Below are 24,858 nucleotides of genomic sequence, written 5' to 3' on the forward strand. Positions count from 1 at the left end.
CTATGAACCTATATAATAACCAGCCAAAGATTGGGGTTTATCGAAACCTCCTTATTTATAGGGTGCTGGTATAAACTAAATCTAGGAGAGGGTCGCTGATGTTGTTACTTTTTGATGAGTCCATAAGCTGGGATTTAAAATGGAAGAAATAACGTATGATAAAACATATCGAGAGCATACTCTCATAAGAGTTTTGGGAATGACTTCACTTACGATTTTAATATTGGCTGGTGTAGCAGGTGCGGCTCCATTTGCATATGTGACAAATCTGGGGGATTATAATCAGAGAGGTTATTATTACGACATGAATTATAATGGTACTGTTCCTACTCCTACTGTCGCTGTAATTGACACAGCAACTAACAATGTTACAGCCAGAGTGCCTCTTGGAGGAGGGTGGCCTGTAGGAATTGTGGTCAACCCTGCAGGAACAAAGTTATATGTAGCGTCCGCAGCTATAGACGTTTGCACTGTTTATGTAATTGATACAGCTGCAAATACGGTTAGCGCCAAAGTGAATATAGGAAGCAGTTATCCTTCGGGAATTACAGTTAACCCTGCAGGAACAAGAGTTTATGTGCCGAAGCAGCGTGACAACACAGATATCTCTGTAATTAACACAGCAACAAATACCTTAATGGCACCGATTATTGTGGAGCAAAGTACTCATAATGTTGCAATCACACCAGATGGAAAAAAAATCTATGTCACGAACTTTCGCGGCAACATTACTTCTGTAATTGACGCGGCTACAAACAAAGTTACAGGCAGCGCGTCTGTAGGAGACTCCCCTTGTGGCATTGCAGTCACACCGGACGGAAAAAAAGTATACATAACTAACTATAACAGCAGCACTGTCTCTGTAATTAATACAGCCACGGATAATGTAATAACCACTGTGTCTGTAGGAAGCTTACCTGACCGTGTTGCAGTCACTTCTGATGGAAACAAAGTATATGTAGCTGGCAGCAGCACTGTCTCTGTAATTGATACAGCCACGGATACTGTAATAGCCACTGTGCCTGTAGGAACTTCTTCTCGTGAAATTGTAATTAGTCCAGATGGAAGTAAGGTATATTTAGGGAACTTCTACAATAAAAGTGTCACTGTAATTAATACAAAAACAAACACTGTCACGGCCACAGTGCCTGTGGGAGAATGGCCCCTGGGAATCGCAGTCACACCGGACGGAAAAAAGGTATATGTGACAAACGCCGAAAGCGACAATGTCTCAGTGATTGACACAGCCACAAACACTGTTACGGCTACGGTAAATGCAGGAATCTATCCTACTGGGATTGTAATTGTGCCTCTTAAGGATTCCAATATGACTGCCCAAAGTACAGGGACAACATCCAATGCAACTGAAGACATAGGGGTTAAAGAAACGAACTTGCCATCTGAAGAAATAAACACTGTCGAACTCAATAATTCAAAAAAGAATGATTCAGAATCCGATAATGGCAGTAGCTCAAATGAAAACGAATCAAGTAAAAATAACTCTACTCCAGGTTTTGGACTATTGGGAAGCTTGACCTGCCTGTATGGTGGATGGAAGTTAAGGAAGAAGTAAGTGCCAAAATGGGTTTTGCTGTCGTTAGCAACAACACTACTTCTGTAATTGATGCGACTACAAACACTGTTACAGCCACAGTGCCTGTAGGACTTGCTCATTTAGGAACAACTTTCGGCAAAGCCAAAAAAGTGATTGGAAAAAATCGAAATAAAAAAGATGACTGGTTAAACTTTAAATCAGGTTTTTAGATTATACCGGCCTTTTCAAGAAAACATTCCAGAGGCACGGAGTGAGTCTGGAAACCGCAAACTTTGTAGGGGTCTGCTCCCATTGAAAGAGCTACGAACTGGGCAATATTCATGTGTACCATGTCGTACTCTACCCCGTACTCTTTTTCAATCACAGACTGGTAGCGGTCGTACTGGATATGACAGTTCGGGCACATATGGATCATTAACTCCACACCGGCTCTCTGGAGGCTGTCTAGCTTGGTTTTGGTGACCTGGAGAGAGGTGTTTTTGTTAAGGTGGAGATGGGAAAAGCCCATTCCGCAGGTGAGGGTACGGGCAGTATTTTATCAGAACTTTTGCTGTAAGACTGTTAGGTATTCACAAATATCACTAAATGTGAGTATAAATTGTGCTCCTGACGTTTGAATATAAATTCTTGAATATATGATGAGGCAATATGTTTATATATATAATTTCTGGCCAAATCATCAAACTATCAAAGGTCAAGGAATTATTACAGACTATTACAGACTCAAAATTAGTTCGAAAATCGAATTGTTTGAGAATTTACACAGAAAACTTATAAGGAGCTAACTAAGAGTAATTTATGGAGTTCAAAAGTACTTTCCAAGTTCACCCGAACTCCATAAAATCTGCCCTAAGAGGCAATGATTATGTTAGCTTTGCGTATATTTAAGCTTGCTTGATTCTGCCTCCTAGGGAAAAATAACTAGGAGTTAGACAAATGATTAAGAACAAAATTGGAATAGGATCGCTAATTTTAGCAATAATGCTGATTGGCATGGCATTGATACCAGCCGTAAGTGCACAGAAAGAGGATAATTATTCTGTAACTGCTGAAGAAGCTTTTAAGCATGCCAATGCGCAAATGATAAACTTTATCGCAACTAACACATCAGGATTTGAAAACTGGACAGGGGCATCTATTGATTCCAAACAATTGGAGCTTTACGATCCAACTGGTCAAAAATTGTATTATCAATTTTCGGTCTATAAAAATAAAACCCTGATAGGTATAATCGACATTGCTGCAGATAAAAGGCTTGGGCAAACAGTCCAACTTGTTTTATTTGAGCCAAAGCCTTTTGATGCCACTACAGTTATGAATAAATCAATAGAAATCGCCAAAAATGAATACCCAGATGGAAAAATCAAATCAACCCAGATGGTTGTATACGATTATCCTCTCGTAGGAGCAATGACTATAGTAAAGGACAAAATTACAGGAGATGAACATCGGATATTTGTGGATGCTTATACCCTTGATGTGGTACCAGATAAACCTGCAACTGAAACCGAACCTGGAATATGGTCAATATATGAGCAGAGATTAAAGAATGGGATAGAAAATAATATAAAACACTGGCAAAAAAGTGATGAACTTGTTAAATCTATAGAACAAGCAGCAGCTACTAAGGGAGTTAGTATTAATGCGGCAGTCACTGAAGAAAATATTAAAAAACTCAGTGCCGATATAACAAAATCGAGAACCGATGTTGAAGTAGATCTCGGTGCTACTGTATATGCGCAAATAACGAGCTACTACTGTGCTCCAGCAACTGCCAAAATGCTTACTAAATATTACAATGATGAAAGTCCTCACCAAACTACTATATATGAAATGATGAACGGGGTAGCTCCTAACGGGGTTTATAATTCCGAGCAGTTACTTTATTATCATTCAAGCAGCGGATTAAATAAACCTAATTCATATGTAGAAGATTCTATTAACTTTGAAGAAGCTACTAATGAAATTGATAATGGAAGGCCTTTCAAGAGTGGAGTTACAGGTCATGCTCGAATGTGTCGTGGATACAAAATCAGTGGTTCGGATGAGTATTTGCGTATAGGTGATCCTAACCCTGTGTATTTCCGTATACCTTATTGGGAAGCATTTGGTTCTGAAGTTGACCGTATATATGTGAGGAGTTAAAACCCCTCATTTTTTTGGTGAATGATATGAATAAAATTAGCAAAGTAGTACTTGTTTTTATAGTCATTCTAACTATCGTAATACTGATAAAGCAATCTCACGAAGTTAAAGTGGCTGCTTTATTTATTCAATTTGAAAATGAAACTACTGAACCGGAAGTAGAAGCCATTCTTGAGAATTACGATATACCTGTGAATTATACCATAGACTGCAATTCTAATATTTCGCGTGGAAAGTACTACATAAAAGCAGATGAAGATAAAATCAATGAATTGAGGAAAGATGAAAACTGGACTTCTGTAGTTGAACTCAAAAAAGGAAATTATAACATAATTATGTTATCTGCAGAATTTGTTCCAGATGAAAATTTTCTTACAGTACTGGAAAAAAATAACCTTCAGTTGAAAAAGGCAGTCGTGTGTTATATCCATTTTGGAAATGGATCACCAGACCGGGTTGTGGGAAAGAATTGTGTTCTGGAAAAGGATGCAATAAGGATAAAAAATGAGCTTGAAAAAAATGAGAAAGTTTTGATTGTAGGCCTCGATTATATTCAAGGATAATATTCTAAGCTTCAGGTCATTGGGAAGCTTGGCCGGCCTGTACGGTGGATGGAAGTTCAGAAAGAAGTAATAGGGGGATCGGAGGGATCGGATATTCAAAAGTCCTTGGCGACGTTTGTTCATTTTCTATCCGGATTGATACACAAACTGTTGAAGCCTCTGGTTCTGAAATTAACCGTATGTAAAAGGGATTAAAACCTCACATCTTTTTTAGGTGTTGGTATGAAAATCAGCAAGGAAATAACTATTTTTATTGTATTTCTAACTCTCATAGTGCTTTTGGGATTGTTTACAAACACACTAAGTGAGATTAGAACGCCAGCTAACAACGAGCTTAAGGTGGGTGGGATGAACATCCGATTTGAATACGGAACTTCCTAATAGAAAGTTAAACATGTTCTTGAAAACTATAACAACTATAACATGACTACGAACTATAGCATAGATTGCAACACGGGTTCTATGGGAAATAAATATTACATTATGGTAGACAAAGATAATCGGGATATAAGACGCGAATTGAGAAAAGGGATGGAAGAAGAGAATAAAGATTGGATTATATCTTCTTCTGCTACTGGCATTCGAAAAGGACATTCTTACGTAATCGCGGTATCCGAACAGGCTGTCAATGATGAAAAGTTTCTTTCGATACTGAATAAATATGACACTCAGGTGAAAAAGTTCGTCTGGTGCTATATTCGCTTTGAAAAGCCGGACGGGTTCAGGTATTGGATTCCGGAGGAAGATGCAGTCAAAATGAAAAACGAGCTCGAAAATAATGAAAGTATTATTACCGTATCTATTGACTATATTAATGATCAGTAAATCAGATACATATTTTTAAAAACGTTTCAAGCCGTGACCCTCTTCACTCCCATTGTAATAAAAAAGATAGCCAGTTCTATTTAAAAACTGGATTTTATATTATTCCGGCCTTTTCAAGAAAACCTTCCAGAGGCACGGAGTGAGTCTGGAAACCGCATACTTTGTAGGGGTCTGCTCCCATTGAAAGAGCTACGAACTGGGCAATATTCATGTGCACCATGTCGTACTCTACCCCATACTCTTTTTCAATTACGGGCTGGTAGCGGTCGTACTGGATATGGCAGTTCGGGCACATATGGATCATTAACTCCACACCGGCTCTCTGGAGGCTGTCCAGCTTGGTTTTGGTGACCTGTAGAGAGGTGTTTTTGTTAAGGTGGAGCTGGGAAAAGCCCATTCCGCAGGTGAGGGCGTGAGCGATATTTTGTCATAATTTGTCTAAAATATAGGAGACATAATTTTTAAATAGACATGCCAAAAATTAGAAGGCTTAGAATATATACAGGCTCGTATTAGATACAAACACTGATTTTATGCGGCAAAACTGTAATAGTTAAACAAAAATCAATATATGAGAATATTCAGTAGAATTGGGAAGTTTATAGAGAAGTACTTGAATATATAAGGAGACAATATACATATATATATAAGTTCTGGCCAAATCATCAAACTGTCAAGGTCAAGGAACTATTACAGGCAATTACAGACTCAAAATCAGTTCGAAAATCGAATTGTTTGAGAATTTACACAGAAAACTTATAAGGAGTTAGATAAGAGGGATTTATGGAGTTCAGAAGTGCTTTCCAGGTACCGCCCGAACTCCACAAAACACGCCCTAAAGGCATGAGTTATGTTAGCTTTGTCTGTATTTAAGGCTTAGCTTGTCTGATTCTGCCTCCTGGGTATAAGATACACAGGAGATAAAGTAATGAACCATAATAAAATTGGAGTAGGTATACTTGTTTTAACAACACTGCTGGTTGGTATGGTGTTAATACCGGCAGTAAGTGCACAAGAAGAAAAAGATTATTCTGTAACTGCTGAGGAAGCTTTTAAGCATGCCAGTGCGAACATGATAAGTTTCATAGCAGCCGATGCACCAGGCTTTGAAAACTGGACAGGGGCATCTGTTGATCCCAAACCGGTTGAGCTTTACGACATAAATGGTCAGAAATTATTTTATCAATTCTCAGTATACAAAGAAAAAAAATTGATAGGTACAATTGATATTTATGCCAATAAAACGCTGGGACATTCATTCAACGACATTACGTTTGATCCTGAACCCTATAAAGTAGCTGAAGCCATGAAGAAGTCAAAAGAAATTGCCAAAAAAAATTACCCGACCGGAGAAATAAAATCAACTAAAATGGTTGTATACAGTTATCCTAAAATAGGGGCGATGACTGCGGTAAAGGACAAGTCAGGAGATGAATATCGGACATTTGTAGATGCATATACCCTTGATGAAGTGCCAGATAAACCTATAACTGAAACCAATCCAGGGGTTTGGTCAATGTATGAAATGAAATTGAAGAGTGGAGTGGAAGAGAATTTAAAAGAGTGGGAGAAAAGTAGTCAATTCACAGAATCTATTGAACAAGCAGCGACTAATAAAGGAGTTAATATTAATGCGGCAGTCACGGAAGAAAATATTGAAAAACTCAGTGGCGATGCAGCGATAAAATCTATAACAAGTGGAGACATTTATGTTCCCCATCTTGGACAAGAAACTGAATACTACTGTGTTCCAACTAGTATCCGAATGCTTTGTATGTACTTTAATGACCCGAACCCTGCCCCTTCACAAACGTCTATCTACAACTATTTGGATGGGGTACCCGATGATGGGCTCTCATATGATGACATTGAGGAATGGGTTGAAGATAAATGGGATAAAACGCCAACTGTCAGGACTTCCGCACTTTATAATATTGACGCTGTTACCGAGATTGACAACGGAAGACCTTTTTTCAGTATGATTTCTGGACATTGTCGACTTTGTCGAGGATACCTATATCAAGATGGGTATTTCCATTTGCATATTAATGATCCGTGGCCTGTTGGGTCATCCGGTCAAGTAAGATATGAATGCACTTACGGTGGCCCAGAAGTTGGACGTGTATATGTGAGGTAAAATTCCTCGGGAGTTCGATAAACCTTGGTTCCAATGGTTGATTATATGTATATATAAAAGCCAAAGAGTGGAGTTTATCGAACTCCTTTAATTATTAGATCCTATTCCAAAAATAATATTGTGCTAAAATTATAAATTTACTCTTACCTCCTTCTGTGAAATAATGCTCTATGGAAATTCATAGAACTTTTCTTCCTCTGTAGAAATGATATACAGGAAGGGCACTTCATATATTTGTTTAAGTTGAAGTTTTGCCAAAATTGACAAAGATACTTAAAAAGCAAAAAATAGATGTGTTCCGAAATATAAAATTTAATGTAACTATTCAGGCAGCCTTTTAAAGGCTACAATTTTTCCTCTTTTCGAGGAAAAATTGGATATAAATTGAATCCTATTTTGTTTCGTTATCATGCTTACACGTGAAGAGATTCTTGCTTTGTGTGCTTCAAACCCTGAAGTCATTGCTTACATTGTGAGTCTTGAAACTCAAATTAAAGAACTTACTGAAAGGTTGATAGCCTTAGAATCTCGTTTAAACCAAAACAGTCGTAACAGCAGTCGCCCTCCTTCTACTGATTTTTTTGTCAAGGAGAAACCTAATCCCAAGAGTCTCCGTAAAAAGAGCGGAAAGAAACCTGGAGGTCAAGATGGTCATCCTGGAACAACTCTTGAAATGGTTGATGATCCTGAGTAGGTAATAGAACATTCTTTGAGTTGCTGCAAAGAATGTGGCCATACTCTTGAGAATGTTGAAGTTGAAGCCTATGAGAAAAGACAGGTCTTTGATATTCCTCCTGTAAACCTGATTGTTACAGAACACAAAAGCCAGATTAAGACCTGTCCTCACTGTGGAAGAATAAATAAAGCTGTTTTTCCTGAATCAGTAAAATATCCAGTTCAGTATGGTCCAAATATTTTAGCTTCAGCTATTTACTGTAAAAATCACCATTTTATCCCCTATGAAAGAATTTCTGAGTTTTTTGAGGATATTATGGGAATAAAAATCTGTCCTGCTACGATAATTAGAGCAGAAAAAGAATGTTTCCAGAATTTAGAGTGTTTTGAAAACATTATTCGAGAGAAATTAATGACTTCTTATGTTGTCCATTTTGATGAAACTGGTATGAAAATCGAAGGAAAAAGACACTGGCTTCATGTAGCTTCTAATGACAAATACACCTGTTATTTACCTCACTCAAAAAGAGGAGCAGAAGCAATAGACGCTATGGGAATTCTTCCGGAGTTTAAGGGAGTAGCAGTTCACGACGGATGGAAACCTTACAACGTTTATGACTGTGATCATGCTCTCTGTAATGCTCATTTACAGAGAGAACTTACTGGAATTGAAGAGAACTATAAACAGCAGTGGGCTAAAGAAATGAATAAATTACTCACTGAGATGAAAAAGTATACTGATGAATGTAAGGAGCAAGTCAAAGAACTGGACTTTGAGCAAATTAAAGCATTGGAAGAAAGGTTTGATGCTATAATCATGAAAGGGATTGAGGAAAATCCACAATCTCTAAATCCTGAAAAACAAGGAAAACGTGGAAAGAATCCAAAGACAAAAGCAAGGAATCTGTTGGATAGGTTTATAGAACACAAAGAAAAGATCCTGAGATTCCTGAAAGATTTGAAAGTTCCGTTTGAGAATAATCAGGCAGAAAGAGATATCAGGATGATGAAACTACAGCAAAAGATATCAGGAACTTTCAGAACAACACAAGGAGCGCAAGCTTTCTGCAGAATGAGAGCTTACATCTCTACAATTAGAAAGAACGGATTACTTGTTTTGGAGGGTATTATAGCGGCGCTCAAGGGAGCGCCGTTAACTATAACCTGAATAGTTACAATTTAATTTATAAATAAAGTTATTCCATCCTGAAATTATCTCAACTGTAAGAGTCTATAAAAGGGAGGCTAAAATGAAAGAAATAATATGTGATAAAGCATGTCAGCGTATCCTTATAAAAGCTTTTGTAATAATGGCGCTTGCACTTATAGTAAAGGCGAATATCACATATGCAGCTCCATTTGCATATGTGACAAGTCCGGGGAAAAACATCAACATTGGCACTGTCTTTGTAATTGACACAAAAACTAATAATCTTACAACCATGGTGGAGATTGAAGGCTACCCTGGCAAAGTTGCAGCCACACCAGATGGAACGAAAATATATGTGACAGATTCAAGTATAGGTAGCACTACTGTCTCTGTAATTAACACAGAAACAAATACACGAAGTGCCACAGTGGATGTAGGAGGAAGTTCTTGTGGAGTTGCCATTAACCCGACAGGAACGAGGGCATATGTGGCGATCCGTGACAGTAACACTGTCTCAGTAATTAGTACAGCCACAAACAGTGTGATAGATACTTTAAATGTTGGAACTGATCCTTGGGCAGTGGCTATCAATCCAGATGGAACGAAACTATATGTCACGAACCGTCGCAGCAACACTACTTCTGTAATTAACACGGCTACAAACAATATTATAGCCACTGTAAATGTAGGAAATTTTCCGATTGGAGTTGCAGTCACTCCAGATGGAACAAAAGTTTATGTGTTGAACGCTCGCAGTAATAATGTCTCTGTAATTGACACAGCAACTAATAATGTTACAACTACAATTTCTGTGGGAAATCGTCCTGGTAGAGTTGCAGTCACTCCGAATGGAAAAAGGGTATACGTAACGAACTGGGAAGATGATTCGGTTTCCGTAATTGACACAGCAACTAATGATGTTACAACTACAATTTCTGTAGGAACTCATCCAAATGGAGTTGCAGTCGATCCAGATGGAACAAAAGTATATGTGGCGAATTATGACAGCAATAACCTCTCCGTAATTGACGTAGCCACAAATAATGTTATAGCCATTGTAAATGTAGGATATCATCCATCAGGAGTTGCTTTTGGCCATTTTATAGATTCTAATACGACTGGTCAAAGTACAGGGACAAACTCCAGTTCAACTGAAAATTCAGGAGTTGAAGAAACTAACTTATCATCTGAAGAAAAAAACGCTCTCAAACTCAGTAGTTCAAACAATAATAATTCTGAATCGGGTAACGGTAGTAGCTCAGGTGAAAATGAATCGAGCAAAAATAGTTCTACTCCAGGATTCGGGTTATTGGGAGGCTTGGCCGGCCTGTACGGTGGATGGAAGTTCAGAAAGAAGTAACAGGGGGATCGGAGGGATCGGATATTCAAAAGTCCTTGGCGACATTTGTTCATTTCCTATCCGGATTGATACACAAGCATTTGTAAACCATTAATTCTGAAATTAACCATATATAAAAGGGATTAAAACCTCACATCTTTTTTAGGTGTTGGTATGAAAATCAGCAAGGAAATAACTATTTTTATTGTATTTCTAACTCTCGTAGTGCTTTTGGGATTGTTTACAAACCCACTAAGGACCCACCGCGAAATAACATAGGTAACTTTTTAGACTGTCCTCAACCATTTCCACAAGCAAGCAGCTCGATTAACTTCTAACATAATTATGCGTTACCTAGGTTATTTCGTAACGAGTCCTAAAAATGAATACCCTGAGGGGGAAATCAAATCAACACAGATGGTTGTATACGATTATCCTATCGTAGGAGCAATGACTATAGTAAAGGACAAGACTACAGGAGTTGAACATCGGATATTTGTGGATGCTTATACCCTTGATGTGGTACCAGATAAACCTGCAACTGAAACTGAACCCGGAATATGGTCAATATATGAACAGAGATTGAAGAATGGGATAGACAACAACCTAAGACACTGGCAAAAAAGTGATGAACTTGCTAAATCTATAGAACAAGCAGCAGTTAATAAGGGGGTTAGTATTAATGCGGCAGTCACTGAAGAAAATATTAAAAAACTCAGTGCCGATATAACAAAATCGAGAACTGATGTTGAAGTAGATCTTGGTGCTACTGTGTATGCGCAAATAACGAGTTACTACTGTGCTCCAGCAACTGCCAAAATGCTTACTAAATATTACAATGATGAAAGTCCTCACCAAACTACTATATATGAAATGATGAATGGGGTAGCTCCTAATGGGGTTACTTATCCCAATCAGTTACTTTATTATCGTTCAAGCAACGGAATGAATAAACCTGATTCATTCAGTACAGACACTGTATCTTTTGCTGGAGCTATGAATGAAATTAACAATGGTAGACCCTTCGCGAGTGGAGTTCCAGGTCATGTTCGAATGTGTCGTGGATACAAAATAAGTGGTTCGAATGAATATTTGCGTATAGGTGATCCTAATCCCATATATTTCTGTGTACCTTATTGGGAAGCATTCGGTTCTGAAAATAAACGTATATATGTGAGGAGTTAAAACTCCTCATTTTTTTCGGTGATTGATGTGAATAAAATTAGCAAAGTAGTAGTTGTTTTTATTGCTCTTCTAACCTTCTTAGCACTGATGATGCAATCTCAAGAAGTTAAAACACCTGGTTTACTTATTCAATTTGAAAATGAAACTAGTGAGGCGGAAGTTAAAGCCATTCTTGAAAATTACGACATACCCGTGAATTATACCATAGACTATAATTCTAATATTGGGCGAGGAATGTACTACATAGAAGTTGATGAAGATAAAATATATGAATTAAGGAAAGATGAAAACTGGACTTCTGTAGTTGAAATCAAAAAAGGAAATTATAACATAATTATGTTATCTGAAGAATTTGTTCCAGATGAAAATGTTCTCGCAATGCTGGAAAAAAATAACCTTCAGTTGAAAAAGGCTGTTGTGTGTTATATCCAGTTTGGAGATGGATCAGCGCCCTGGGTTGTTGGAGAGAATTGTATTCTGGAGAGGGATGCAATCAGGATAAAAAATGAACTCGAAACAAATGAGAAAGTTTTGATTGTAGGTCTGGATGATATTGTAGGGTAATACTCCAAGCTTCGTCATTGGGAAGCTTGGCTTGCCAATATGGGAGTGGAAGTTCAAAAAGAAGTTACAGTGGATTGGATAAGCAAAAGTCGTTGGAAAAGTATATGCATTTAGATTCTGGTTCGAAATAAAAATAATTGAAGTCTCTGATTCAAAAATCAACCGTATATAAGTGGGGTTTATGCTCCCCTCATTTTATAGGTGTTGGCATGAGTAAAATCGGCAAGGTAATCACTATTTTTATTGTATTTCTAACTCTCGTAGCGCTTTTGGGATTGTTTACAAACCCACTAAGTGAGATTAGAACGCCAGCTAACAACGAGCTTGAAAATAATGAAAGTATTTTTACTGTATCTATTGACTACATTTATAATCAGTAACTTAGATACATGTTTTTAAAAACGCTTCAAACCGTGACCTCTTCACTCCCGATGTAATAAAAAAGATGACCGGTTGAACTTTAAAACGGGATTTTATATTAAACCGGCCTTTTCAAGAAAACCTTCCAGAGGCACGGAGTGAGTCTAAAAACCGCATACTTTGTAGGGGTCTGCGCCCATTGAGAGAGCTACGAGCTGGGCAATATTCATGTGTACCATGTCGTACTCCACTCCGTACTCTTTTTCAATTACAGGCTGGTAGCGGTCGTACTGGATATGGCAGTTCGGGCACATATGGATCATTAACTCCACTCCGTTTCTCTGAAGGCTGTCCAGTTTGGTTTTGGTAACCTGGAGAGAGGTGCTTTTGTTAAGGTGGAGCTGGGAAAAGCCCATTCCGCAAGTAAGGGTGAGGGCGGTGTTTTATCAGAATTTGTCTTATAGAGAGGATCTAATTTTGGCGAGGCCGGTCAAAGTTTAGAATATTCACAGGCTCTACAGGCTCATATTGGATACAAAAGCTGATCTTTTGCTGTAAGATTGTTAGGCATTCACAAATATCACCATATGTGAGTATAAATTGTGCCCCTGACGTTTGTATATAAATTCTTGAATATAGGATGAGGCAATATGTTCACATATATAATTTCTGGCCAAATCATCAAACTATCAAAGGTCAAGGAATTATTACAGACTCAAAATGAGTATGAAAAACAATTGTTCGAGAGTTTACACAGAAAACTTATAAGGAGTTAGGTGAGAGGAATTTATGGAGTTCAAAAGTACTTTTCATGCCATCCAAACTAAATATAACAGCACAGTAAGTAGAATAGATGTCTATGCCAATAAAACGCCATGGTTGTCAGTCAACGACTTTCAGTTTAATTCTAAATCCGTTATCATTTCTTAATGTATACTTGGAAAGCTGGATTCTGTTTGAATGGAAGTATAAAAAATGGAAGTAGAAAAGTATCTGTGGTTAAGGGTTTGAGATCTTTGAAAAATACGAGAGTGAGAACTTGAAGGACAGGATGTATAATTAATGGAAATAAATAGACAAATAATTCATCCGCTTATATTTGTTGCTTTTTTTGTAACGATAACAGGATCAGTTGCCGGGGCAGCAGCTGCTCCTGAAGTAAACATGGAACTGGTGGGACATTTTGGCGGGACGACAGACGCTGTTGATGTCGCTGGTAATTATGCCTACGTTGGCCAGGGACAGGATTTTTTGATATTGGATATTACTAATCCCTCTTCACCTGTTTTAGTGAGTAAGATTATGACAGAAGGTTTTGTAAGGGACATAAAAGTTTCCAGAAATTATGCTTATGTAGCCGATGACGATAATGGTCTTGTGATTGTTGATATAAGCAATCCTTCTTCTCCGACTCTCAAAGGAAGCTACAATATTCCCGGATATACTTATTGTATTACAGTTTCCGGAAATTACGCCTATGTAGCTGATAATGATGGTCTTGTGATTGTTGATATCAGTAATCCTTCTGATCCAATTCTCAAAGGACGTTATGCCGGTCCTACTGGCGATGTTGCAGTTTACGGCAATTACGCCTATGTAGCTGATTGGGGTAATGGTCTTATGATTGTTGATATAAGCAATCCATCTTCACCAGTTCTCAAAGGAAGCTACGATACTGCCGGAGATATTTACGGTGTCTCAATTTCCGGGAATTACGCCTATGTAGCTGATGGCGATACTGGTCTTGTGATTGTTGATATAAGCAATCCTTCTTCTCCGACTCTCAAAGGAAACTACAATACTGCAGGAATTGCTTGTGATGTTTCAGTTTTGGGTAATTACGCCTACGTAGCTGATAATGATAATGGTCTTGTAATTGTTGATATAAGCGATCCTTCTTCTCCAGTTCTTAAAGGAAACGGCAGTACTACCGGATATGCTCATGGTATTGAAGTTTCCGGGAATTACGCTTATGTAGCGAATAGTAATACTGGCCTTGTAATTGTTGATATAAGCAATCCTTCTTCTCCTACTCTCAAAGGAAGTTGCGATACTATCGTAAGGGCTAAAAGTATTGCAGTTTCAGGAAATTATGCCTATATAGCCGATTGGGATAATGGCCTTGTGATTGTTGATATTAGCAATCCTTCTTCTCCCTTTCTCAAAGGAAGCTGCGATACTCCTAGATCTGCTCAAGGTGTTGCAGTTTCCGGGAATTATGCCTATGTAGCCGATGATGATGGTCTTGTGATTGTTGATATTAGTAATCCTTCCTTTCCAATTCTAAATAAAAGTTACAATACTGGCGGATGGGCTCAAGGTATTACAGTTTCCGGCAATTACGCATATGTAATCGATATGGCTAATGGTATTTTCATCGTCGATATCAGCAATCCTTCTTCTCCAATTCTTGAGGGAATGTATGACACTTCCCCAATTATCATAGAAAATTATGATTATACCGGGAGTATTTGGAGTGTTTCGGTTTCCGGGAATTATGCTTATGTAGCCGATGAAGGAAATGGTCTTTTGATTGTTGATATTAGCAACCCATCTTCTCCAATTCTGAAAGGAAGCTACGATACTGCCGGACTTGCTTACGATGTTGCAGTTTCCGGAAATTATGCCTATGTAGCTGATAGCAAAAATGGGCTTGCGATTATTGACATAAGTAATCCTTCTTCTCCAATTCTTGTGGGAAACTACAATACTTCCGGATATGCTGAATGTGTTTCAATTTCAGGCAATTACGCCTATGTAGCCGTTGATGATAGTCTTGTGGTTGTTGATATAAGCAATCCTTCTTCTCCAATTCTTAAAGGGCTTTATGCAGGTTCTGCTGGAGATATTGCAGTTTCCGGCAATTATGTCTATGCAAGCGAAGGTGTTAATGGTCTTGTTATTCTGAAAGCAAATCCAGAATCAGCATTTACTGTTGCAGACTTCAGTAGCAATATCACCTCCGGTTACGCTCCTCTCTCGATCCAGTTCAATGACCATTCTCAGAACGCAACTTCATGGAACTGGGACTTTGGAGATGGGTATAATTCAACAAATCAAAATCCGATCCATACTTACTCTTCAGCAGGAACCTATACTGTTAACCTGACAGTAATCAATGAAAACAGAACAGCCTCAAAAGTGGCTAAGATATTCGTGCTGAATACAAGCAGTTCTACTGAAGAAAACAGTAGTGGAAGCGAAGAAACTGGTGGTGACGGGGTAATCTTAACAAAAGATACAGGCGCTCCTACAAAAGAAAGAAAAATAACTCCTGGATTCGAAATAGTTTACTGGGTTGTAAGCCTGCTAGTTGCATTCTGGATAAAGGGGAGTAATAAAAAGTAGTTTTTATCCTGAAATTCACTTAAATTATGGAGATTTTAGAAAAATATCCAAAGTCCAAATCTTTTGATAATAGCACTGGCATGAAAGACAAACACTGATCAGGGAAAAAAGATGAAAATTAAAACTATATCAACAATACCGATTGACACTTTTTCGATTTCACTCCCACCTGTAGCAATGTCTAATAAAGCACGCAGAAAAGATACCCTCATAAGAGTTTTGGGAATAACTGCACTTGCAATTTTAATACTGACGGGCGTAGCAGGTGCAGCTCCATTTGCATATGTGACAAGTCTGGGAGTCGACACTGGAACTGTCTTTGTAATTGATACAACGACTAACAATCTTACAGCCGTGGTACCTGTAGAAGGCTGGCCCTTTGGAGTTGCAATCAACCCTGCAGGAACAAAGGTGTATGTGGCGGACTTGTCAGGCACAAGCACCACTGTCTCTGTAATTGACACTGCGACAAATACGGTTGAAGCTGTGGTGGATGTAGGAGGTTATCCTCGGGGAGTTGCAGTCGATCCGACAGGATCAAGGGTTTATGTGACAAATCGTTACAGCGTGGTGGATAATGACAGCAACAATGTCTCTGTAATTGACACATCCACAAACAGTGTAGTGGGCACGGTTAATGTGGGGCTGAGTACTTATAACGTTGCATTTACACCAGATGGGAAAAAAATTTATGCTACAAACAGTCGCAACAACACTACTTCTGTAATTGATGCTACTACAAACAAAGTTACAGACACTGTACCTGTAGGAGACCATCCTACTGATATTGCAATCAGTCCTGATGGAAATAAGGTGTACGTAACTAATTCAGGCAGCAACAATGTTTCTGTAATTGATACAGCTACAAACACAGTTACAACCACTGTGCCGGTAGGAGACGATCCCTGTGACGTTGCATTCAGTTCTGATGGAAAAAAGGCATATGTGCCAAATAAACGAAGCGACAATGTTTCTGTAATTGACACAGCAACAAACACTGTTACAGCCACAGTTCCTGTAGGAATTACTCCTTTAGGAGTTGCAGTCACTCCAGATGGAAATAAGGTATATGTGACAAACGCCGAAAGCGACAATGTCTCTATAATTAACACAGCCACAAACAAAGTTACAGCTATGGTGAATACAGGAAAATATTATATGAACTATCCTATTGGAGTTGTAATTGTGCCTTTTATGGATTCTAATATGACTGATCAAAGCATAGGGGCAACCTCCAATGCAACTGAAGACATAGGAGTTGAAGAAACTAACTTATCATCATCTGAAGAAAAAAACGCTGTCGAACTAAATAATTCAAACAATAATAATTCCGAATCTAATAATGGTAGTAGTTCAAATGGAAATGAATCAAACAAAAATAACTCTACTCCAGGCTTCGGATTATTGGGGAGCTTGACCTGCCTGTATGGTGGATGGAAACTCGGGAAGAAGTAATAAAGGGCTTGGACAACCCAAAGTCACTGGCATTAATGATCCAATGACTGTTGGGTCGAATGGTACGCCAAAAATTGAATTCCCCACAAGTCAAGAAAAAACGTATATATAAGCCAAAATTCCTCAAAGAAGTTCGATAAATTTCGGTAGAGTCAAAAAAAGTGATTGGAAAAAATCGAAATAAAAAAGTGACCGGTTCAACTTTAACTCAGGTTTTTAGATTATACCGGTCTTTTCAAGAAAACCTTCCAGAGGCACGGAATGAGTCTGGAAACCGCATACTTTGTAGGGGTCTGCTCCCAGTGAGAGAGCTACGAACTGGGCAATATTCATGTGAACCATATCGTATTTTACCCCAAACTCTTTTTCAATTACAGGCTGGTAGCGGTCGTACTGGATATGGCAGTTCGGGCACATGTGAAGCATTAATTCAACTCCTGCTCTCTGGAGGCTGTCCAGTTTGGCTTTGGTAACCTGCAATGAGGTGTTTTTGTTAAGGTGGATCTGCGAAAAACCCATCCCGCAGGTAAGGGAGCGGTCTTCGTACCACCTGACAGGGGATGCCCCACAGGCGGCAGCCACCGTATCTATAAGCTGGGGGTTTTCCGGGTTTCCGATCACATCAAGATATTTGACCTTATAGTAGTGGCAGGCGTGGTGGGCAGCTGTTTTAACCCCTGAGAAATCGACTCTCTTTTCTTCCTTAATCTGACCAGCTTTACTCAGAAGGACCTCAACGACATGATAAAAGTTAGCCCGCGGGTCCATATCGCCTTTTTCGTAAACAAGGTCGTCAAAGCCTTTTTCTTTAAATATTGAATTGACCTTATCCCGGACCTCTGGATTGTTGTTAAGTAGTTCACATGCTTCCTTGTTTACTGCGTAACAGGTTGAACAGAGGCAGGTGATGTTCGGATATCCGCACTTCCTGGCTACTGCGAAGTTTCGGGCTGCAATTGCTGCTGTTGTGAGCCCTTCAAATACATCTGTGTAGTGCCCTATACCTGTGCAGCAGGACTGTTCATCGTTTATGCAGTAATCCACCCCAAGCCTGTCAAATACGTAAGCTGTGGCGGTTTCTATTCCGGGATATTCCTGTCCGACCATGCAGCTTTTAAACAGTAATAGCTTCCTGTCCGGTATACTCTCTATCGCTTTCAAAGCAAAAGTCTCCGTTCTTTTTTTCTTCATCACTGCAGTCTGCCTTCAGGAACCCGTGAAGTTTTTTTTCCTGTATCCCTGCTTTAATCCACTTTTCCCTTTCAAAATAACCTGTGCTCTCAAGAATGGCCTGGACCTCTCCATGCGTGTCCCTGACATCCCTGGGGCTGAGCCCGAGTTCGGAACGGATTGGCTCAAGGTTTCTTTTAATCCCAATCCAGCGTTCTCCAAGGTCTCTTTCCATATTCTTTACGCCGGCGCCCGGGACTTTGCTGGCTCCATTTTCTGCAAGGCACTCTCCTATCTCAAGGAAATAGGCAAGCTTCCCAATTCCGATACCCTCGTTAATAGCCATCTGGCGCAGTACCTGCACGATTGTAACAGGGCTGTTGTTCCTCGGGCAGCGCATATTGCAGGAATAGCAGTAGAAGCAGGACCAGATCATATCTGATTCAAGTACACTGCGGTCGTTTTCCAGCACTTTTTTTACTATTTGCCTCGGACTGTAATCCGTAAACCGGGCTGCAGGGCAGGAAGCTGTGCAGGCTCCGCACTGGATACAGCGGTCAAGCCCCAGAGATTCAGGGGTTCTGATACTCTTTTTTGCTGTCTCTGCAAGAGTATTACAGTTCGGAGTATCATATTCGTTTACATATGGAATCATTTTATCATCTCTCCTTCCCGGGCAAGGCTGGTAAAAGTTCCTGCAAGCCCTTTGATATTCGGAACATACGCTTTTTTGAAATGGATCCTCTTTCCTGAATCTCCAAGTTCTTCTTTGAGTTTTTCGAAATGGCTGACAGTAAGAGGATATATCACTTCAGCTCTCGGGCTGTCAGGCGGGTCTTCCACAAAAAGAACAGAAGACGCCCCATGCCTGAATGCATGCAGCACCAGGTCTCTGTCAACTATCAGGCAGGTAGGAACCTTGATCAATTTAACACTTGAAGGATATGTGAGCACACTGTTACCGATATTGTCACAGGTAAGGGAAGATATTCCGCTGTTCACAAAGCCAAGTACGTCCCCTTCTTCAAGAACGCCTTCTAACTCAGCCTTTAGCTGGGATTTCGTAAAACCTGCAATCTGGACAGCTCCTTCCCTACAGAGTTCGGTACAGTACCCGCAGCCTGTGCATATAAGTGGGTCAAGAACAACCCTCCCATTTTCATTTATAGAAAGGGCATCAAACGGGCACTTAAGACATTCCCCGCACCGGGTGCAGAGTAGCTGGTTTATGGCTGCAATTTCGTTATCCAGCACCTTCGGGCTGTCTGTAATGAAAGCCCTTGCTCTTACGGCTGCAAGTCCTGCCTGGGCAATTGTATCAGTAACATCCTTGGGGCTCTGAGCAGTGCCGCAGACAAAAATCCCATCAAGGGAACAGTCCACCGGCTTCAGTTTGGAGTGCCTCTCTTTGATGAACCCGCTTTCGTCCTGGCTGAGGTTCAGCACACTGGCAATTTTCTTTGTCCCCGGAGATGGTACCATAGCTGCGGAAAGTACTACCATGTCGGCAGGGATTTCCTTTATTTTCTGGCTAAGGGTGTCTTCAACCCTTACAACAAGGCTCTTATCCGGTTTTTCAATGACTTCTGCAGGCCTCCCCCTCACAAAGTTAACCCCGGTCTCCTGGACTGCACGGTAGTAGTTTTCGTAAAAGCCAAAAGCCCTCATGTCAATATAGCAGATCGTGATTTCCGTTTTCGGATACCTTTTCTTTATCAGGCTTGCATGCTTCAGGGCTGCCATACAGCAGTACCTTGAGCAGTAGCGGTTTCCTCCTTCCTTTTCGTCCCTTGAACCAACACACTGGATCATGACTATCCTTTCTGGAGTTTCAACCTCAAAGGGATGATCAGACGAGCTTTCGCACCTTGAATCACATGTTGAAGGAGCAGGGTCGCTGGAAGCTTTGCTGAAATCGGAGATCCTGAGAAGTTCCCCTTTTGTAGGTCCGTTGATGCCCAGGACTCTTGCAAGTTCCATCTGGGTAAGAACATTTTCAAAAATCCCATACCCGTACTGGGGTTTCTGGGAAACGTCATACTCTTCAAAGCCTGTTGCAACGATAACTGCACCCACATTCAGTTCTATGATCTCTTCTTTCTGAGAGAAATCGATAGCTCCTGTTTTGCAGGCTTCTGCACACTTTCCGCAGTTTTCCCCTTTTAACTGCAGGCAGCTGTCAGGGTCAATGAAGTAAACCTTGGGGACTGACTGAGAGAAACGAAGAGAAATTGCCTTTTTGTCCATATAGCCGCAGTTGAACTCGTCTTCAACAGAGACGGGACAGACCCTGCTGCACTTCCCACATGCTATACAGTTGTCTTTCACATATCTCGGTTTCTTTTTTAGCTTGACAGTAAAGTTTCCTGCGCTTCCGCTAAGCTTTTCTACTTCTGTCCAGGTCAAAAGAGTAATCCTTGGGTGGGCTGCAACCTCATTCATAAGAGGGCTGAGCGAGCACATCGCACACTCTTCAGCAAGTTTATCAGGAGAAAAGATTTTCCCGATTTTAGCCATCTGCCCGCCTATGCTTGAGTCTTTCTCCACAAGGAAAGTGGGAACCCCGTTATCTGCAAGGTTAAGAGCAGCCGTGATCCCTGCAATCCCTCCGCCGATAACAAGAACCTGCTGGGCAATGTCTACTTTTATATCTTCCAGCGGCTCTATGTTTTCCAGGCGCTTCAGCTTGGCTTTAAGGAGAGAGAGAGCTTTTTCAGTAGCTCCTGCTCTGTCAGGGTGCACCCAGGCACACTGTTCCCTCAGGTTTGCAATCTCAAGCCCTGCCCTGTTCAATCCGGTTTCCTGTATGCACTTTTTGAAAAGAGTGCCGTGTTTGGAAGGAGTACATGAACCTATTACCACCCTGTCCACATGCCCTTCCGAAATTTTCTTTTTAATCAGAGCCTGTCCCTGGCTTGAACACAGGTATTCATAATCATAAACTGAAAAACCTTCTGCCTTTAGGGTCTTTTTCACTATATTGATATCAACGTGTTCCGAGATATTCCCGCTGCAGTGGCAGATAAATACAGCAGCTTTGTTCAACCCGTCAGTAGTCCCGTCAGTCATTATACTAAATCTTTCAGGGATTTGTATATAAGACTTGCCAGAAAAGGTATGCTAAATGTCTCAAAAAGGACATTTTTTTGATAGTTGTTGCAGAAACCGGATAGTTTTGGCAAGAAAAGAGGAATTTTGATGTTTATGTACAGTGTTAATCTCAGGTCCACTTTCTTAATAAACGTCTTAATTGAACAGCTATCCCGGGAAATATCTTAACCGGATAAGTATAAGATATTTGTTTTAATCCTATATATACCTGAACAAAGAACTGAAAAAGGTCCCGCTTAAAACCATTATTATGACTATTCCTTAACCAGTTGATTACTAAAGCTTTTAAATTAATTTAGTGTTTCCCATTGTCAAAAAGTTATTATATACATATTATTATATATAGGGAGAGAGTATTATAATTATTTAAACCAACTGAGATGCCAGGTTTTTCAGGCACTGTCTCAGATTTTAAATTTAAAAATAGAAATATATTAAGCACAGAAACAAAAATAGTCATTTGAATTGCCGTTAAAAAATCACTGGCAATTTTTAAATGTCCGGTAAACCATAAAATTATTCGTTTAAAATAATATATTTCTATTTATCTGATGATACTGGATAAGATAAGATACCGGAATAGACTCAAGGAAATTACCGGTATAAACGGCAGATGATAGTTGTGGCAGATAATGGGCTAACATTAGAAGGCAATGATTTTAAAATGGGAGAGGTAGAGTACGAAATGGTCGAGCTTCTAAGGAGGCTCAATATAAACAGGCCTGTCGCCCTGACCCTTGCATGTCTCTCAAAAGGGGAAGAAATTTCTTCCCAGTGTATAGAAATGGTATCAGGTCTAAGGCAACCTGAAGTCAGCATTGCAATGCGTTACCTTCGTGAGAACGACTGGGTAGACATGAGGGAAGAAAAAAAGAACCACGGCAAAGGCAGACCTGTAAAGCTCTACAGGCTGACGGTCCAGATGGAAACGATTATCAACACAATTGAAGAAAACGTCATTGCTGAGAGCAAAACTATTCTCCAGAACATAGAACGTCTCAAGCATCTATCCTGAAAAATCGGCGAAAAAGACAGGTTAAAGCAGTTTTTTCTTTAAAATCACATATGCAAAAAGTATATTCTTAAATCAAAAATACGATTATATCAATGGGAAATTCCTCTCCACACCCGAGAGGTTAATTAAAACCTTCTTATTCTTTTTTACCATCTCTTTTTTACTTCTGTGCTGTTTTGAGATACCAGAAAAATATTTGTCAACCACCCGGAGTTCCAGTAATCACCTGTGTTTTATTCCATTTTTATATATTTTTGATTTATTCCATTTTATACATTTTTTATCCATTCCATTTTATACATTTTTTATCCCGTTAAAACAGTTTAACGTTTCATTTACTCAAACCAGCTATTTAATAAAGTTTTTTCATTCAGTTGTCTATCTGCCATCTGTTTGTCTACCATTATGACTTCATTGTTAACATCATTAACTTCTTATCACTACTTCCAGGCCATATCAATAGCGCTAACTTCATAATCAATATTATTGCATTACTTCGGGATCACAAGTATTTAATCAAAAAAGTTTATGGTTTTCATCCACATTTTCATCTTTTAGAAGTTTCTTCAGAAAATTTATTTATATGAAAGGTTCTGAAAATTCAGTTTTATTTTTATTTAATGTATTTAAAAGCAGCTTTTTAGAAAAACAGAGAAAAATATTCTTAAATGCAATTTTTAGTGAACTAAAACTGTTTTTTAAGGCAAATAAAGCTTTTTAATTACGCAAAAATATAAATTTTACGCATAGATATTTTCATATATGACTAAATTATATTAATAAGAATTAGGTTGAGGCACTTAAGTATATTTATTAAGAAGAATGCCCTGGAAAGGTTAACCTCTGTTAATTGAATAAAACATGATGAATAGCCTTATTCAAAGTAATGTTAACCGGAGTAACAGTATAAGATATAATTATAATTTAGAATATATTAAATTTAAAACATAAGTAGATATTTATATTAATTCACTCTATAATGGTTCTTCGGGTGATTTTAATGGTAGATGAAAGTGGTTCAGCTATAGAAACTACTGACATGACAAATGAAACCCCTATATGTATGGGGTCAAGCGAATACGAAATGATTGAATTGTTCAGAAAGATTAATGTCAGCAGGCCAATTGCTCTTACCCTAGCCTGTCTTGCAAAGGGAAGGGAAATCTCTTCCCAGAGCATTGAAATGGTGTCTGGCCTGAGACAGCCGGAAGTCAGTGTTGCAATGCGCTACCTCCGCGAAAACAACTGGATTGATATCCGGGAAGAAAAGAAATCAAAAGGTAAGGGCAGACCGATCAAGCTGTATAGACTTACAGTCCCTATGGACCGCATTGTCAGCAAGATCGAAGAAGAAATCATAGCCGAAAGCAAACTTGTGCTGAGGAACATAGAACGCCTGAAGCACATAGCCTGAAATTTATGAAAGGGAACGGAATGGGGTCAGAGTCGGGTGCAAGCTCCCATACAGCAAATTGCGTTAACCACTTTATCTGAAAGCCATTCTGAATTAAGGGGACTACCCCTACCCTAACTTTTTTATTAAGGGCAATTTTCTTGCAACAACTTTTCTTCATAATGTTTCTACATCAATCGTTTTTCACAACGTTTCTACATCAATTTTCTCAGTAACTTTTCTACATCAGTTTCTCTATTGCCAAGGTTATTGATTCAAAATTACGGCCAGCAATAGATTTTCAATCCCGATACTTTCTGAATCAAAGCCAGCAGAAGGGTATTCTAAAATACCTGTAATGATGCAAAAGAAAATAATAAATTTACAGGATCAGGATAACAAATTTAGACCAGGGTAGAAAATTTAGACCAGGATAGAAAATTTAGACCAGGATAGAAAATTTAGACCAGGATAGAAAATTTAGACCAGGATAGAAAATTTACAGGGAATCGGGATTAAATATAGTAAAAAAGTATATGGGCCCGCTGCGATTCGAACGCAGGACCTCACGGTTATCAGCCGTGCGCTCCACCAAGCTAAGCTACGGGCCCGAAAGGAATACATATATAATTTAATAACCTGAACTCTCCGAAAAGAGGTCATTGGATTGTGGTGGGCCCGCTGCGATTCGAACGCAGGACCTCACGGTTATCAGCCGTGCGCTCCACCAGGCTAAGCTACGGGCCCAGATGTCAGGTTATTTCGAATTATCAGAGTTGAAAGGCTTTTTTAGGGAAAGCGTCCCAATCCGACAACACTTCTAATACTCGATTTACTACTTATAACTTTTGCTCGAATATTTGGGATT

General features: G+C 39.3%; 19 protein-coding genes, 2 tRNA genes and 1 pseudogene. 14 read left to right on the top strand and 8 right to left on the bottom strand.

Annotated elements, in window-relative coordinates; translation table 11 throughout:
* The first annotated feature begins 139 nt into the window (after positions 1-139).
* Positions 140-1,573 (top strand): beta-propeller fold lactonase family protein, encoded by a 1,434-nt coding sequence (locus MSMAS_RS04735; protein ID WP_011032358.1) that lies wholly within the window; start codon positions 140-142, stop codon positions 1,571-1,573.
* Positions 1,552-1,764, top strand: coding sequence for a hypothetical protein (locus tag MSMAS_RS04740; protein ID WP_011032357.1), 213 nt, complete (start codon positions 1,552-1,554; stop codon positions 1,762-1,764). The genes MSMAS_RS04735 and MSMAS_RS04740 overlap by 22 nt, the downstream gene beginning before the upstream one ends.
* Here the strand turns inward: MSMAS_RS04740 and MSMAS_RS04745 are convergent.
* The gene (locus MSMAS_RS04745) at positions 1,761-2,063 is read right to left on the bottom strand and encodes a heterodisulfide reductase-related iron-sulfur binding cluster (RefSeq protein ID WP_011032356.1); all 303 of its coding nucleotides are present in this window, start codon (positions 2,061-2,063) and stop codon (positions 1,761-1,763) included. The genes MSMAS_RS04740 and MSMAS_RS04745 overlap by 4 nt on opposite strands.
* Before the next feature lie 428 nt (positions 2,064-2,491).
* Between MSMAS_RS04745 and MSMAS_RS04750 the strand changes: the two genes are divergently transcribed.
* The 3 genes from MSMAS_RS04750 (at position 2,492) to MSMAS_RS04760 (ending at position 5,088) form a co-directional block, all read left to right on the top strand.
* Entirely contained in the window at positions 2,492-3,700 is a 1,209-nt protein-coding gene (locus tag MSMAS_RS04750) for a C39 family peptidase (RefSeq protein ID WP_011032355.1), read from the top strand.
* Between the two features lie 26 nt (positions 3,701-3,726).
* Positions 3,727-4,263, top strand: coding sequence for a UPF0228 family protein (locus tag MSMAS_RS04755; RefSeq protein WP_011032354.1), 537 nt, complete (start codon positions 3,727-3,729; stop codon positions 4,261-4,263).
* Between the two features lie 423 nt (positions 4,264-4,686).
* Complete coding sequence (locus MSMAS_RS04760) at positions 4,687-5,088, top strand: UPF0228 family protein (protein ID WP_011032353.1); 402 nt, start codon at positions 4,687-4,689, stop codon at positions 5,086-5,088.
* A 94-nt stretch (positions 5,089-5,182) separates the two neighbouring features.
* On the opposite strand, the gene MSMAS_RS04765 is transcribed toward MSMAS_RS04760, so the two are convergent.
* Positions 5,183-5,485: a heterodisulfide reductase-related iron-sulfur binding cluster gene (locus MSMAS_RS04765; RefSeq protein ID WP_011032352.1), complete on the bottom strand. Its 303-nt coding sequence runs from the start codon at positions 5,483-5,485 to the stop codon at positions 5,183-5,185.
* Positions 5,486-6,016: 531 nt separating this feature from the next.
* Here MSMAS_RS04765 and MSMAS_RS04770 point away from each other — a divergent pair.
* The 5 genes and pseudogenes from MSMAS_RS04770 to MSMAS_RS04795 all read left to right on the top strand — a co-directional run bounded on the left by MSMAS_RS04770 (position 6,017) and on the right by MSMAS_RS04795 (position 12,138).
* Positions 6,017-7,225 (top strand): C39 family peptidase, encoded by a 1,209-nt coding sequence (locus MSMAS_RS04770; RefSeq protein ID WP_015411066.1) that lies wholly within the window; start codon positions 6,017-6,019, stop codon positions 7,223-7,225.
* Between the two features lie 409 nt (positions 7,226-7,634).
* A pseudogene (locus MSMAS_RS04780) lies at positions 7,635-9,068 on the top strand (IS66-like element ISMma13 family transposase).
* Between the two features lie 82 nt (positions 9,069-9,150).
* Positions 9,151-10,410 (top strand): YVTN family beta-propeller repeat protein, encoded by a 1,260-nt coding sequence (locus MSMAS_RS04785; RefSeq protein WP_011032348.1) that lies wholly within the window; start codon positions 9,151-9,153, stop codon positions 10,408-10,410.
* A 396-nt stretch (positions 10,411-10,806) separates the two neighbouring features.
* Complete coding sequence (locus MSMAS_RS04790) at positions 10,807-11,574, top strand: C39 family peptidase (protein ID WP_226987673.1); 768 nt, start codon at positions 10,807-10,809, stop codon at positions 11,572-11,574.
* A 27-nt stretch (positions 11,575-11,601) separates the two neighbouring features.
* On the top strand, positions 11,602-12,138 hold the full coding sequence (locus MSMAS_RS04795; protein WP_011024107.1) for a UPF0228 family protein: 537 nt from the start codon (positions 11,602-11,604) through the stop codon (positions 12,136-12,138).
* A gap of 524 nt (positions 12,139-12,662) precedes the next feature.
* Here the strand turns inward: MSMAS_RS04795 and MSMAS_RS04800 are convergent.
* Positions 12,663-12,914, bottom strand: coding sequence for a heterodisulfide reductase-related iron-sulfur binding cluster (locus MSMAS_RS04800; protein WP_011032346.1), 252 nt, complete (start codon positions 12,912-12,914; stop codon positions 12,663-12,665).
* 646 nt (positions 12,915-13,560) lie between these two features.
* Here MSMAS_RS04800 and MSMAS_RS04805 point away from each other — a divergent pair.
* Positions 13,561-15,846, top strand: a complete 2,286-nt coding sequence (locus MSMAS_RS04805; protein WP_011032345.1) for a PKD domain-containing protein — start codon at positions 13,561-13,563, stop codon at positions 15,844-15,846.
* A 111-nt stretch (positions 15,847-15,957) separates the two neighbouring features.
* Positions 15,958-17,301: a beta-propeller fold lactonase family protein gene (locus tag MSMAS_RS04810; RefSeq protein WP_015411062.1), complete on the top strand. Its 1,344-nt coding sequence runs from the start codon at positions 15,958-15,960 to the stop codon at positions 17,299-17,301.
* Between the two features lie 216 nt (positions 17,302-17,517).
* Here MSMAS_RS04810 and hdrB read toward each other — a convergent pair whose 3' ends face one another.
* The 3 genes from hdrB to hdrA are packed head-to-tail and all read right to left on the bottom strand — an operon-like array spanning position 17,518 to position 21,540.
* Complete coding sequence (gene hdrB, locus MSMAS_RS04815; protein WP_011032343.1) at positions 17,518-18,462, bottom strand: ferredoxin:CoB-CoM heterodisulfide reductase subunit HdrB; 945 nt, start codon at positions 18,460-18,462, stop codon at positions 17,518-17,520.
* Entirely contained in the window at positions 18,416-19,126 is a 711-nt protein-coding gene (gene hdrC, locus MSMAS_RS04820) for a ferredoxin:CoB-CoM heterodisulfide reductase subunit HdrC (RefSeq protein ID WP_011032342.1), read from the bottom strand. The genes hdrB and hdrC overlap by 47 nt, the downstream gene beginning before the upstream one ends.
* A complete protein-coding gene (gene hdrA / locus MSMAS_RS04825) occupies positions 19,123-21,540 on the bottom strand; it encodes a ferredoxin:CoB-CoM heterodisulfide reductase subunit HdrA (protein ID WP_048046348.1) in 2,418 nt (805 codons plus the stop codon). Before hdrA ends, hdrC begins: the two co-directional genes overlap by 4 nt.
* Positions 21,541-22,195: 655 nt before the next feature.
* Here hdrA and MSMAS_RS04830 point away from each other — a divergent pair.
* The gene (locus tag MSMAS_RS04830; RefSeq protein WP_048042983.1) at positions 22,196-22,597 is read left to right on the top strand and encodes a transcriptional regulator; all 402 of its coding nucleotides are present in this window, start codon (positions 22,196-22,198) and stop codon (positions 22,595-22,597) included.
* Between the two features lie 1,000 nt (positions 22,598-23,597).
* The gene (locus tag MSMAS_RS04835; protein ID WP_011032339.1) at positions 23,598-24,011 is read left to right on the top strand and encodes a transcriptional regulator; all 414 of its coding nucleotides are present in this window, start codon (positions 23,598-23,600) and stop codon (positions 24,009-24,011) included.
* Between the two features lie 516 nt (positions 24,012-24,527).
* Here the strand turns inward: MSMAS_RS04835 and MSMAS_RS04840 are convergent.
* Both MSMAS_RS04840 and MSMAS_RS04845 read right to left on the bottom strand, forming a co-directional pair.
* Positions 24,528-24,601 (bottom strand) — tRNA-Ile (locus MSMAS_RS04840).
* Between the two features lie 59 nt (positions 24,602-24,660).
* A tRNA-Ile gene (locus tag MSMAS_RS04845) sits at positions 24,661-24,737 on the bottom strand.
* Positions 24,738-24,858 lie beyond the last annotated feature (121 nt).

It is taken from the genome of Methanosarcina mazei S-6 (assembly GCF_000970205.1).
GTDB classification, from domain to species: domain Archaea; phylum Halobacteriota; class Methanosarcinia; order Methanosarcinales; family Methanosarcinaceae; genus Methanosarcina; species Methanosarcina mazei.

Coding starts and splice junctions, on each gene's coding strand:
- MSMAS_RS04740 (WP_011032357.1), top strand. CDS start 1,552: ATGGAAGTTAAGGAAGAAGTAAGTGCCAAAATGGGTTTTGCTGTCGTT.
- MSMAS_RS04760 (WP_011032353.1), top strand. CDS start 4,687: ATGACTACGAACTATAGCATAGATTGCAACACGGGTTCTATGGGAAAT.
- MSMAS_RS04755 (WP_011032354.1), top strand. CDS start 3,727: ATGAATAAAATTAGCAAAGTAGTACTTGTTTTTATAGTCATTCTAACT.
- MSMAS_RS04770 (WP_015411066.1), top strand. CDS start 6,017: ATGAACCATAATAAAATTGGAGTAGGTATACTTGTTTTAACAACACTG.
- MSMAS_RS04765 (WP_011032352.1), bottom strand. CDS start 5,485: ATGGGCTTTTCCCAGCTCCACCTTAACAAAAACACCTCTCTACAGGTC.
- MSMAS_RS04835 (WP_011032339.1), top strand. CDS start 23,598: ATGGTAGATGAAAGTGGTTCAGCTATAGAAACTACTGACATGACAAAT.
- MSMAS_RS04745 (WP_011032356.1), bottom strand. CDS start 2,063: ATGGGCTTTTCCCATCTCCACCTTAACAAAAACACCTCTCTCCAGGTC.
- hdrA (WP_048046348.1), bottom strand. CDS start 21,540: ATGACTGACGGGACTACTGACGGGTTGAACAAAGCTGCTGTATTTATC.
- MSMAS_RS04810 (WP_015411062.1), top strand. CDS start 15,958: ATGAAAATTAAAACTATATCAACAATACCGATTGACACTTTTTCGATT.
- MSMAS_RS04830 (WP_048042983.1), top strand. CDS start 22,196: ATGATAGTTGTGGCAGATAATGGGCTAACATTAGAAGGCAATGATTTT.
- hdrC (WP_011032342.1), bottom strand. CDS start 19,126: ATGATTCCATATGTAAACGAATATGATACTCCGAACTGTAATACTCTT.
- MSMAS_RS04785 (WP_011032348.1), top strand. CDS start 9,151: ATGAAAGAAATAATATGTGATAAAGCATGTCAGCGTATCCTTATAAAA.
- MSMAS_RS04800 (WP_011032346.1), bottom strand. CDS start 12,914: ATGGGCTTTTCCCAGCTCCACCTTAACAAAAGCACCTCTCTCCAGGTT.
- MSMAS_RS04805 (WP_011032345.1), top strand. CDS start 13,561: ATGGAAATAAATAGACAAATAATTCATCCGCTTATATTTGTTGCTTTT.
- MSMAS_RS04790 (WP_226987673.1), top strand. CDS start 10,807: ATGGTTGTATACGATTATCCTATCGTAGGAGCAATGACTATAGTAAAG.
- MSMAS_RS04750 (WP_011032355.1), top strand. CDS start 2,492: ATGATTAAGAACAAAATTGGAATAGGATCGCTAATTTTAGCAATAATG.
- MSMAS_RS04735 (WP_011032358.1), top strand. CDS start 140: ATGGAAGAAATAACGTATGATAAAACATATCGAGAGCATACTCTCATA.